The sequence below is a fragment of the Paenibacillus sp. cl123 genome, assembly GCF_900101595.1.
Lineage (GTDB): Bacteria > Bacillota > Bacilli > Paenibacillales > NBRC-103111 > Paenibacillus_G.
Map to the genome: position 1 here is coordinate 119,046 of NZ_FMYY01000009.1, position 12,266 is coordinate 131,311.

7 protein-coding genes are annotated in these 12,266 nt (G+C 52.8%); 3 read left to right on the top strand and 4 right to left on the bottom strand.

The genetic code is table 11. The annotated features are described in order from the left end of the window. The first annotated feature begins 241 nt into the window (after positions 1–241). Complete coding sequence (locus BLR08_RS16470; RefSeq protein ID WP_072332976.1) at positions 242–1,096, top strand: manganese catalase family protein; 855 nt, start codon at positions 242–244, stop codon at positions 1,094–1,096. Positions 1,097–1,142: 46 nt separating this feature from the next. Here BLR08_RS16470 and BLR08_RS16475 read toward each other — a convergent pair whose 3' ends face one another. Next, positions 1,143–1,589 carry a spore coat protein gene (locus tag BLR08_RS16475; protein ID WP_072332973.1) on the bottom strand — a complete coding sequence of 149 codons (447 nt, stop codon included), beginning with the start codon at positions 1,587–1,589 and terminating at the stop codon, positions 1,143–1,145. 208 nt (positions 1,590–1,797) lie between these two features. Continuing rightward, on the bottom strand, positions 1,798–2,316 hold the full coding sequence (locus BLR08_RS16480) for a DUF3231 family protein (RefSeq protein WP_072332723.1): 519 nt from the start codon (positions 2,314–2,316) through the stop codon (positions 1,798–1,800). A gap of 201 nt (positions 2,317–2,517) precedes the next feature. Here BLR08_RS16480 and BLR08_RS16485 point away from each other — a divergent pair, with 201 nt between their 5' ends. Both BLR08_RS16485 and BLR08_RS16490 read left to right on the top strand, forming a co-directional pair. After that, positions 2,518–3,471 carry a helix-turn-helix transcriptional regulator gene (locus tag BLR08_RS16485; protein ID WP_072332970.1) on the top strand — a complete coding sequence of 318 codons (954 nt, stop codon included), beginning with the start codon at positions 2,518–2,520 and terminating at the stop codon, positions 3,469–3,471. Between the two features lie 64 nt (positions 3,472–3,535). Beyond that, a complete protein-coding gene (locus BLR08_RS16490; RefSeq protein WP_083537310.1) occupies positions 3,536–4,126 on the top strand; it encodes a GyrI-like domain-containing protein in 591 nt (196 codons plus the stop codon). A gap of 111 nt (positions 4,127–4,237) precedes the next feature. On the opposite strand, the gene BLR08_RS32015 is transcribed toward BLR08_RS16490, so the two are convergent. Further along, positions 4,238–6,010, bottom strand: a complete 1,773-nt coding sequence (locus BLR08_RS32015; RefSeq protein WP_090586255.1) for an S-layer homology domain-containing protein — start codon at positions 6,008–6,010, stop codon at positions 4,238–4,240. A gap of 73 nt (positions 6,011–6,083) precedes the next feature. Beyond that, positions 6,084–12,185 (bottom strand): DUF4962 domain-containing protein, encoded by a 6,102-nt coding sequence (locus tag BLR08_RS16500; RefSeq protein ID WP_072332717.1) that lies wholly within the window; start codon positions 12,183–12,185, stop codon positions 6,084–6,086. Positions 12,186–12,266: the final 81 nt, after the last annotated feature.

Genomic DNA, 12,266 nt, shown 5'->3' on the forward strand with positions numbered 1-12,266 from the left:
CAGCGTAAGGCTGGTCGGAAGGCTTAAAGAGGTCGAGCCATATAAGACGGCCTGCCGTCATCATGGAAATAAACACGAGGATCGTTAGGAGGAGACGATGTAGTTTCATAATACATTGTATATTCGAGGTCGTTGGTTGTATTCCTTCCGCAAGATATGGCGATTTATCCTGTATAGGCTCTGGATAAAAAACCACACCGGGGAAATATTAGAAGGGTGATAAAATGAAGGAGTGATAAACCTGTACTACTACAAAGAAGAGCTAATCAACATAATTGAACCTGATCACCCCGACCCGGCTGCTGCCAAAGTTCTTCAAGAAACATTAGGCGGCCAATTTGGCGAAATGCGCACGATGATGCAATTCTTTTTTCAAAGCTCCAATTTCCGCGGGAAAGAAACGCAATTCAGGGATCTGCTCAGAGGCGTCTTTCTTGAAGAGATCGCTCACGTTGAGCTTGTGCAGAATACGATAAACCAGCTATTAACTGGAGCCGGCGTTTCGCAAGCGGGCAATGCCGGCCAGGATCGAGCGCCAATTGACGAAGCGATCAAGCATGCCAATCCTCACCACTTCATAATGGGCGCGCAAAGCTCTCTCCCTGTAGATGCGGGCGGAAATCCGTGGAATGGCTCATGGGTTTACAGCCACGGCAATTTGATCAGCGACATGCTTAACAATGTCATGCTGGAATCGACGGGCGTGCTTCAGAAAACCCGGATTTACGAGATGAGCTCGAACAAAACGTTCAGAGAGACGCTCGGCTTCCTAATCGTGCGTGATAATGCCCATCAAAACGCTTTCGCCAAAGCATTGGAAACTTTGGGCGTTGACTGGGGCAAGCTGTTTCCCGTTCCTAACTACGATATCAATAAATATCCGGAATGCCGCAAGTACATCGACAGAGGTTATCATAACGTCCAGTTCAACTTCCGGCTGGACAAAACCCGGATTGGGGAAATATTTCAAGGACAAAGTCCGAGCCGCAATGGCGAGCCCTTGTCCGTTACGGAACCGCCGGCGGGCTTCCAAGTTCCGCAGCTGCCGGAAATGCCCAACGAGCATAGCCCCGGCTTGAGCGACATGAGGGCTTAATCTGAAACAGAAACTCCCGTTAAGGAGTTTCTGTTCTTCGTATTGTCTATAGTTTTATGGCGGAATTTGCATTTTTCTGGTCGTTTTTAAGAAGAAGATTTAAATCATAGGATGGGTATAAGCCTCTCGTGTACATAAACTGGTAAGCATCTCCGTGCAGCTTAATGGTTTGATTCAACTGCTTCTGCAGCAGCTGCCGCAAATTAGGCGTTGCCGTTTCGGTTATCGCAATCGCATAGTTTCTCACTGCCGTTTTGGCGAATATGAGTAAGTGTGCGGCATAAAATGCAGTCGCGTCGTCGTCCGGCATCGCCCGCATCCCGGTAACGGGAGCCAGGGGAAAATAATTCAGCAGCTCCTTCAAGTTTTGTTCCAGCCCTTGAATAGCGTTCATATACAGCTCTTTCAGTTCGGGGTTCTTGATGTGGGGGGCATTCATTTTAAATCCCATTAAATAGTTCGTTTGAAAGGCTACCAGTTCATGTAACTCCATGGTTTCGTGCCAGGCTAAATGAGCATGTTGCTTATGATCATTCACTTTTAAATCCTCCAATATTTCGTTTTTGCATGCTACACAGCATATGCCTATATTATTGGAGTGTACCTTGTTCTTCCGAAAATTAATTCTCGCACCGCCATATGTATATACCCCCGCGAAGGCGAGGGTACGGTTTACTGCTATCTCATCATGCCGGCTGCGTTTACGCCTCTACCAGATCAGGTCGTTTGACCTGGAGCGGAGGAGGGATAAGCCACCCTTTTTTCTTAGCCGTACGCAAAATTTTAGCCCCTGCTGCAGCTTTAGCAAGATGGTATTTTCCAAACAAAGCTGCAATATCTTCACGAATCGATTTCCCCATGATTTGGCTGCAGGCAACAAGTCCAGCGGCATTATCGGCAGCTATCATCGCGGATATCTCCTGATCCGTGAAGCGGGCCCCTACCGGGATGTCTTCAAGCTTAACCTCCGGTCTTGCGGGAAGCTTCGGAGAAGGCGCCACGCCATTATGAAGAAGGATATCGTCACATTCACTTGCTTCCAGCTCCGCTTGGTCGATCAAGTCGCCGATAATATCCTTGAGATCTTTATCGCCGGCATGGTACTGGAGAGCGCGATAAGAAGAAATACAGCCCTTGGCTACCATAGAAGCTTGCCACAAATCGTAAATCTCTCCGTAATGCAGCGGCTCGTCTTTTGGATTCCCACTAAGAATTCCCACTGTTTCACTCCTCAATATATAGATTGCAAGGCAGCAAACTTAGGATGTGCCTTGATGAGGGCATTTATCCTTTGGAAATACTTCCACAGAATGGGGACGCAGTTGTCTGCAAACGGGCGATCTATTCAAATTGATCATTCGACAGAAGTCCGTTTCAATGAGAAAATACCGGAAGAGAAGCTTCTTGCGGGGGGAGTTACAGTGAAACTGGAAAGACATTTATCCATCATTATTCTGCTGCTGAACCGCCGTATGGTGCAGGCCAAGGAGCTTGCGGAGCGGTTCGAGGTATCCGTAAGGACAATCTACCGGGATATCGAGGCTATTAATAGGGCTGGCATCCCCATCGTCACTTACCAGGGAACGAACGGAGGCATAGGGCTTGCCGAAGGCTACCGCTTGGACCGTAATGTGATGACCAACGACGAACTCGCCGCCATCGTAACCGCCCTGCGCAGCATCTCCACCTCGTACGGCGGCGAGCAGCATATGCAGCTCATGGAGAAAATCAACAGCGTCGTTCCACCCGCCTATCTCGAAGAGTTCCAGCATAAGACAAGCCGCGTGCTAATCGACTACTCGCCTTGGGACGGCAACGAATGGCTGCAACCCCAACTGCAGCTGCTGACGGAATCGGTAGACCGCTGCCTGATCGTGAGGTTCATTTATTCCAATGCCGGAGGGGAAGTTTCAGCTCGTGTAGTAGAGCCTCATATGCTCATCCTGAAAGGAAAGCAATGGTACCTGCAAGCCTATTGTCTGGAGAAGCAGCAGTTTCGGCTGTTCAAGCTAAAAAGAATGAAAGCGCTGGAGATAGCTCCGGGGAGGACATTCATTCGCCGGGAGCTTCCGTCGCGTGAGCGTGACATAGGCCAGTCCCACGACAAGCTGAACCCGGTCACTCCGATCGTCTTGCGGTTTCAGGCGGACATTCGCCACGTAGCGGAGGAGCTGTTTGGCATCGAGGCGCTTGCAGCGGCTGAGGACGGCAGTTGGCTGGTGAGGAAGGCATATCCGGAAGATGAGTGGTTGTATGGCTTTATTCTCGGCTTGGGCTACCAAGTAGAGGTGGTGGAGCCTCCCCATCTTCGGGAGATCATCGCCAGCCGCGCTGAGCAAATTGCAAAAATATATCGGAGCGATAAATCAACCTGACAAATAGCTGTCAGGTTTGTTGGTTTAGAATAAACTCATTCAACTAAAAGGAGAATGAACCGCGATGAAACCAAACGAATCCCTAGCCATGACCCAGAACGTTCAGAACGGGCAGGTGCCATCGACAAGCTCTCTGCCGGGACACACGGCCCCCGCCGGCAAACGACTGGAACCTGCACGCTTCGAGGAGCTCCCCTCCTTTACGCTAGCCGGAATTAGCGTCGTCACGACTAATGCCGCCGAGCTAAGCGGCAGCGGCAAAATTGCCGCCCTGTTCGAGCAATTTTATCTACAGAATGTTGCCGGAAAACTGGCCGATCATCAACAACAGCCTGGCCTATATAGCTGTTACTTCGACTATGAGCAGGGCGATGCCGGACATTATGAAGTCATGGTCAGTGTACGCGTCAGAGAAGCATTGCAGGTCGATGGTCCCGCGGCTGTTAAGACATTTACCGTTCCCGCCGCCAAATATGCCGTATTTGTCACGGAGAGAGGAGCGGTTATAGAGATGGTGCAGCGCGCTTGGGCGGATATTTGGCAGTGGTCGCGTCAGCCCGGCAATGAACGGGCGTTCACAGGCGATTTTGAGTATTACGGCCCGGATACTGATCCGAACGACGGGCAGGCGGAGATTTACATCGCTGTACGTTAATGGCCTGATCCAGTAAGAAAAGCTCCTGATAGAACAAGCAATACATATAGAACATGTTTATGTCAATTGGGGGTGTTGTAGTAGCCGGTCCAATGTCCATCGCCGGTGCTGTTACTCGCTGAACAAACCCGCATAGGCTAGCAGTCGTTTCACGATGGTCGCAGCTTCGGCCCGTGTGGTCTGCGCTTCCGGCCGGAAGACGTTGCGCTCATATCCTTCCATAATTCCGGCTGCCGCTGCACCAACGATTCCCGTCTTCGCCCAGTCCGCTGCCTGGCTAAGGTCGTCGAACGAAGCGGGGCCGTCATCTAGGCTGGCCGCTTCAATCGGTTTACCGATATACTTGGCCGCCCGACCTAGGGTTACCGCCATTTCCTGTCTCGTAATGTTGGAATTAGGCCCGAAGCGCCCGTCCGGGTATCCGGTGAATAGACCGGCCGCTGAAGCCGTACGGACATCCTTTTCATACCATCCGTCCTTGATGTCCAAAAAAGCGGGCTCGCCTGTAACAGTGCGATCCAAAGCCAGCGCACGTACCAGCATCGCGGCAAACTCGGCGCGGGTCACCGGATGATCCGGCTCGAAGGTCTGATCCATCGTTCCGCGGACCAACAGCTTATTCCCCAGCGTCTCGACAGTCGCCTTGGCCCAATGGCTGTCAAGATCGGTAAAATGCTTGTCCAGCTTGATTAAGCTGTAGACGCTGTTCCCTTTACGGTAAAGCTCAGCGACGGTCTTGCCGTTCACCATTCGGAAGACGGTCGGCACCGGCAGAAGCTCTCCAGTTTTCTCATCGATATAAACACCCGTCATCTGGCCCGGTTCGACATCGAACTCCAGCTCGAACGAACGCGGCACATATTTCGTAAATGCGGATAGCAGCAACGCCTTACCATCCGGCGCTATAGCAAACACCTCAAAGTCTACCGGCTTAATCAGCAGCTCCGTACCAATGGCTTCGGCTCCGCGCTGCGCTTGACCCGTCTGCTCTGCATCCGCCTCTGTAATGGAGATCTTTATAAACGCTTTATCCGCATCCGCTCCCAAGCCCGCTGTCAGCTGGGCCGAAGAAATCTCGCTCAGCGGCAGCGAATATGTTGAATTCCCGGAGCGCATCTCAACGACGGCGGACGGATTCTGCTTAGACCATGAAAGAAGCAGCGATAATGGAGCCAGAACGGGACCGTCCGAAGGAATGACAATACGGCCAGTCTGTACCTGATCTGCACCGGTGGCCTCAGTAATTACGGTTTCCCGATGGTTGCCCGGGTTACTAGGGGGATTTGGGTTGCCTTGATTTCCTGGGGACGCTGGGTTCCCTGGATTCCCTGGGTTGCCTTGGTCTCCCGGATTCCCTGGATTCCCTGGATTCCCCGGACCGGTGCCGTTCCCCGGCGTTACATTCACATGATCCGACTGTTCTTCCGTATATGTCTCTGCCCGAAGCTCCGGATTAAGCGTCTTGACGCTGACCAGCTTCATTTCGTGCCGACCGACGGAATCCGCCTTCAGTGTAAGCCGGCAAATTACGGCGTTTCCGCTGAGTCCCTCATCGTTACCCGACTTTGTCGATGCAAATCGAACCGTATTACCTTTCATCCGATAGTCTACGGACATACCGTCAGGAAGCTCATCAGCTGCACTCACCATCGATATGCCGGCGGGCAGCTCGACCGCCACCTCATATGCGTATAACTGATTGAGTCCTGTCGCTTCGATCGTTACGACGAAGGTCTCTCCCACCTTCACCGAGGATGCGCCCGCCCGAATATCAAAAGCAGTCCCCTGTCCCGCCGCTGCATAAGCTGGAGATCCTTCTACCATACACACCGGCGCCGCTAGAATAATCATGATGAGCAACCCTATTATCCATCTTTTTACCACACAACTCTCCTCCTCGTTTCCCGCTTGCAGCAAGGGCCCCCTTGCCTGGGCAAAGGGGCTCCATTGATTTAACCTAACCGATAATCCGACTCGCAACGAAAGCAAGGTCTTCGATATCTACGATATCGTCTCCATTGATGTCTGCCGCTTGCGCCGTCGCCCAATCCGGGCTTGTCGGATCCTTCCCGTAATGCTTCGCGATATTAGCGAAATCGATAATATTAAAGCGCTGATCGCCATTTGTATCGCCTGTCACTTCCGTAATACGGTGAGACTCGAACTCCGCAATCGCTGCAGACAGATTCGTGTGTGCGTTCTCCACCTGAACCGGAGTTGCGTCCGATTGATTCCATACTGCTTTGGCTGCCTCGATGGCAGCAGTCAGTGCCGATTTCAAGCTTGACAGCGTCTTGCTGAAGAACATGCCTACGGCCGTTCCCTCTACTGCATCATCGCGGGTCATTTCTGCCTCCGAGATCAGTTCGAGTAAGGCCTCTTTGTTTAGCAACGTGACCTCAATCGAGCTTTCAGCTAATACTATAACAGTTCCCGACTCGGAAGAAGCCGATACAGCCGAAGTGGCAAAGCTGCTATTGCTCGACGGAGCATCCTCCTTGACTTGGAACTTTAACGTTAAGAATGGAGCATCCGCTGGAATAGCCCCGGTGCCCGTACGGGCAGCCAATACGCGCAGCTTGCCTGCGGCTTCATCGTTCTTCACAATGACTGCGAGTTGGGAATAGTCTTTCCCATAACTGCTGTAGGTGAACTTCGCCGGATCATACGATAAGGTGAGATCGATACCGGCAGCGGCTTCCGCGAGGTCCAATATCAATTGAATATCGAGCGGCTGGCCAGGACCAACAGAATTGGCACTTGCCGACAGCTTAACGGCTGGTTCGGCTTGAGCAAGAGCAAGCTTGACGCTCAGAGACTTCGTCTCTTCGATGTTGCCGGCCTTATCGCTGCTGCGATAATCGAAGGTATGAACACCGTTCTCCGTAATGGAAATTGGCTGCGTATAACGAGTCCACTCACCGTCGTCCAATCGGTACTCGGTGTAATCGACGCCTGATTGACTATCGCTTCCTAACAAGGTGACTGTTACCGGATGAGCATAATAGCCGTTTTGCCCGTCTGGTTCTGAAGGCGATAAGCTTGCAGTCGTTCCCGGCACTGTGCGATCGATATTGTTAACCATATAACTAGTCACATTGGATACGATTCCGTCTGCAGACGTCCCTCTGGCATATATAGTGGTATTGTCGGTAACAATAACCGGCGCTGTATAAGCCGTCCATGGACCGTTCTCACCAAGCTTATACTCCTTCACTGCAGCTTCAGCCGGGTATTGGATCGTCACGGTGACAACCGTATTCGTCGGCGATGTCTTGTCGGCTGTCAGCACAGCATCCGCGAGTGTTGCTGCATTCTTGTACAATGTTACGTAGTCGAACAGGAATTTACTTGTATACTTCAAGGTGCTGAATCGGAATGTATCGATACTGGCCGTCGCGCTGCTGTAAAATGGTACGCCGCTAACCTGGTAGACGCCGGTCGTTCGATTCAAAGTTCCGGGAGCGTCTACCGTACCGGTATAGTCTTTGAACGCATCCGCCTGCATGGTGAGGTCATACGTCTTCGCCTCGGTATCCAGATCGAAGCGAAGCGTCATCCACTGGTCCCGAGGCAGCGCCATGCTTGATGGCCTCGGAATTCGAATCGACTTACTTGCTCCATTGAGCATATATACATATCCGAATGTTCCGTCTGAAAACCCGACGAACCGGACGACCGTATTCCCGCCGCCGCGAAGCATGAGTTCAAAGTTGCCGATCTCGCTGTTCACTTTATTGAACATGAACCTTGTTTCGAACGTTAGCTTTCCGCTCAACGCGGCATTTGCTCTCAGCGCAACCGGACTTTCCGTAAAGTCGCTTTCCGACGGGAAATAATTATCCGTCAGCTCTAACGCCTTACCGTTTGAGTCCGCCAATGGCACGATCTGAACCGAAGTTCCGGCATTTTTGTTTATCGACCAGCCTCCCCCTGGAGCAAGCTCAGCTGTAGGTCTGTCGTCGAAGGACTCATAGTAATCCCCGCTGCTGCCCGCCGCCGGTAATGTGACCGTCAGGACCGGCCCTCCGCTTGACTCGTTGCCTTGCCCATCCGTCGCCCGAATCTGGAATGTGTACGTGCCGCCGGATTGCAGACCCGCCACGTCAAAGCCATAAACCGCACCGCTCACTGCAGCCACTTTAGCGAACGGCGATTGTGCTCCATCTTGGCGGTATATGGCGTAGGATGCCACACTACCCGAATTGTCCGTCGCCGAGTCCCACGCAAGTCTCGCTGCATTCGAGAACAGATGAACAGCGCGAAGCGCGGCCGTCTCCCCCCATGTGGGCGCTGTCGTATCCGCCAGCGTCACGTTCAAGGCAGTGCTTGGCAGCGAACGATTGTTGCTTGTATCGATGGCTTCTATGGTTACGGCATACGTGCTTCCAACCATAAGATCCGTAATCGCGGCTGATAGCGTATCGCTTGGGACGACCACTTTCTTGACGCCGTCTACATAGATGGCATACTCCTTGACGGCAACATTATCTGTCGATGCGTTCCAAGCCAAGACAGCTGTCGTACCTGTCTGCGATACGACATTCAGATCCGTAGGCGGAACAGGCCTCACCTCATCGTTTTTCCGCTCGATCAATCCGATCCAATCCAGGTTCACACCGGCCAGATCGTTCCACATCGAGATATCGACCGGTCCTGCCGGCAGCTCCTGCCCCAGCTTGACGCGCAGTCCACGCCAATACTCCGGCTGTGTTCCCCAATCGAAGGTCGGCGGCAACTGGAAGGCAGTTGCGGTGTCTCCGATCATCACGCTTCTAGAGGCTTTCTCTCCCTCCGGTACATTAAAAGCTACATATTTCATCACCAAATCATAGGTGCCTGCCTTCGGGACATCGAAGGTCCACCGGATCTTCTGCCCGGGCGTGATCCAGTTGCCGACCCCCTTCCCTCCCGACAGGAACGGTCTTGTTGTGTATACGTTGACGCCAGCATCAGCCTCTACATAAGTTTCCGCTTCAATCCAATTAAAGGAGAGCGTGTTTCGGGCAGCTTCCGGATCCGTCCATACTTCCGCCTCCGCAAAGTTGCTGCCGCCCACTTTACGAAGCTTCACCGGTCCCAGCTCGCCGCGGATCGTCACACCCGCATTTTCCTCCAGATAAACATCCTTCGGTTGACCGTGACGATCGAAGACAAAGCCAGCCGGCGCTTCGACCACATGATACAGTCCTGCTGCATTACTCAGCTTGCCGTAAGCGACAGGCACCCCTTCGGCATTGCTGTATACATTCATTGTAACGGAACCAGCTGCCCCATCGATCTCCAATTGCACAGGTACAGGGGCCATGGCTTGCGGCATCGGCGCCTGATTCAGCTTAAACGCATGCTGCCCCTTATCCGTATGGAGCGAAAGCATACTGCCCGCGGCATCCCACCACACGCCGCGCAACGCTACCGTTTCGGCAGCCGCTCCGCCGCGCGGGATATCCATGCCGCTGTCCGCTGCACGTAAGCGCTCGATCCCGGGAGCGTACAGCCCGACTTGGGTATCCGCGGAGCTCGATACCGACAACGAGTCTCCGTCATACACAACGGTTGCCGGCTGGCTGCTCTGAACGAGTACAAGGCCGTCCTTTACAACCTTCGTCCCTTCGACGAGGAGCACCGTATCGCCTTTCACCGCCACCGCGGTTCCGTCGAATCGAAGGCTGCCCGCATTGACTTCACCGCTCGCGGTAAGTCTTACATAGACTTCCGAACCGTCTGCGAAGGAAAGCTTGACATAATTGTCGTGATTCTCCGAAACCACGTTCTGCGGTTCCGTCCCTTTTTTGAACGCCTGCATCGTGGAAACAAAGGTCGTGCCATTCGATTTCGGCGTAATGAACGCCGCGTGCTTCTGCTGCTTGTTCGCATATACGGAATCCTTATCCGGCTTCCATTCCTTGCCGGCTCCATCGAGGTATTGATCCTCGAGCCTCGTTCTCAGGCCGGCCGGCGCTTGGAAACGTACCTTAAGGGCAGCCTCGCTCTTCCGAATTGTCGCTCCCGCCTGATCTTCATCGATCACCAGCTCGTTGTCCGCATGCAGGTTCCACTCGAACTCGGAGCCTTCAGGGTTCCCCGACTCCAGCTGATCCACCACGACAAAAATATCCGGTCGAACGTAAACGATGCTCCGGTTTGCCTTGGTTAGCTTTCCTGCGTATGCGTCGGATGCATCTCCGGTTGTCGCATCAAATTCGGAGCTCGTGACGAAGCTCTTGATGGTGCCGTCCATGTCGATATTGTCAATCGGCTGTCCCTGTTTACCGTCGATTGTAATCGCATTTGTGGCGTAAGTCTGCTTCGTATAATTCCAGTGATGATCGCTGCCGTAGAAGTCGTAGAAACCGCTCTCAATGGCAAGCGACTCTCCGAAAGCGTTTACGATGATGCCGTTCTGATCGGAATAACTATGGTTGTATGTGCCGTACGGGCTGGACTTGAAGTAGAGCGATACACGATCTGGATTAACCAATTCCGAATGCATGGTCACAAGGCCAACATCCTGAAACCATCTGGAGTCCGGCAGATCGACCGGCGGTCTCGATTCGAGCTCGCTGTTCCCATAAAAGTAGGTGTACGGCTCCCCGTTCATCCCCGTACCGATCGACTCCGCCGCCCATTTCATCCGAGGATCGCCGTACATTTGGGCAAAGCGGTTAAAGTTGGTCACACTGAAGGGGCCGGGGGCATACTCGGCGTCGTCGCCGAAAATCCCTCTCGTGCTCCCCTTCGGAAATGCGTAGAGCGGGTACATGCCTTCATTACGCGAGAACGCTTTATCGTAAAGATTGAATCCTGTTGCGCTTAGCAGCACGTCAGTCAGCTGCTTCGCGATCATCGACGACCATTGCCAATACCCGGTGCCTTGCGCCCAGCCTCCATCTTCTCCACCCCACGGCGGCAAGAAATTGATAAAGGCCGGCACGATCTCGCGAAACCAGGATTCCGCTTCAGGCAGATCATGGAGCACGGCAGTCGCGATGACGCCGATATATCCGAATGCCGACCAGCCATGCGAGTTATACTGATTTTGCATAATCGAGTTCTTGACGAGCAGCTCATTGACCATCGTCTGCGTACGCGCCTTTATCATAGCCAGCACCGTCTGACGCTCTTCAGGAGAGAGCACATCATAAAGCCAGTCGTACGCCATGGCGGATTGCAGCGCTATCTTTCGATGTACTTGATCATGAATGAAATAGCTCGTTGAACCGTCCGGATTCCATCCGGCGAGATCGAGCAGCCGCTCCTTCGAATAGTGGCCAATTTCGGGCGAGCCCGTCAACAAATACAGAAACGCCGCATTCTGCATCTTGCTCACAGCTGTATTCGTATAGGTGGCGAGCACGTTCGCAGCCGCTACGTATTCAGGCGAGTTATGATTATATGAGGGGGGATACGGGAATGTCGGCTCTTTGAGGTCGCATTTATTCGGCTCCGCCTCTGTCGGCGTACAGAAGTTGTCATTGACCGATTTTCTGACACTATTGTATACGGCCCCTCCGACCGTGTGCCGAAGATTTCGAAATTCCTCCAAGGTCTCGGGATTCGTCCATACGCGCGGATGCGCAGCGGTTACCTTATTCAGTAGCGTATCGATAGAAGGAACGGGAAACGGAACATATTGCTCCTCGATTCGGAACCTCCGAATATCGCTCCACTCCGACCAGCCGTCTGCGGGGCTGTGATAACGAACGCGCCAATACCAAGTGCCTGCATCCAAAATATGATCGAAATTATGAAAATTTAAGGAGTGCGTCTCTACGCCATAAACGATCTCCGTTACCGATGCATCCCGGCTCAATTGGAGCTCGTAATTATCCGCCCCACTGATGAATGGCCATCTGAAGTCAGGCGGATTCTGCGTGGTGACCAGCGAATCCGTCGGTCCGAACGTCGTTCTCAAACCGGACAGGACCGAAGCCGGCCAAGCCGGTGCCGCCTCGGCCTTCGGCAAACTTGCAAAAGGCAGCCCTCCCCAGCACCCGACCAGCAAGCTTAACACCATGGCGATTGCAATTCGTTGCGATAGCTTTTTTCGAATCATCATATTAACAATTCATCTCCTTTACCTAAACATTCTCCAGGTTTCCAAGTCTAACCCGTAAGCTTTAACTATGGATATGTATCA

What these genes read in the sequence shown, in the direction of transcription:
- BLR08_RS16490 (WP_083537310.1), top strand. Translation starts at nt 3,536, where the DNA reads ATGAAACCAAACGAATCCCTAGCCATGACCCAGAACGTTCAGAACGGG.
- BLR08_RS16500 (WP_072332717.1), bottom strand. Translation starts at nt 12,185, where the DNA reads ATGATGATTCGAAAAAAGCTATCGCAACGAATTGCAATCGCCATGGTG.
- BLR08_RS16475 (WP_072332973.1), bottom strand. Translation starts at nt 1,589, where the DNA reads ATGGAGTTACATGAACTGGTAGCCTTTCAAACGAACTATTTAATGGGA.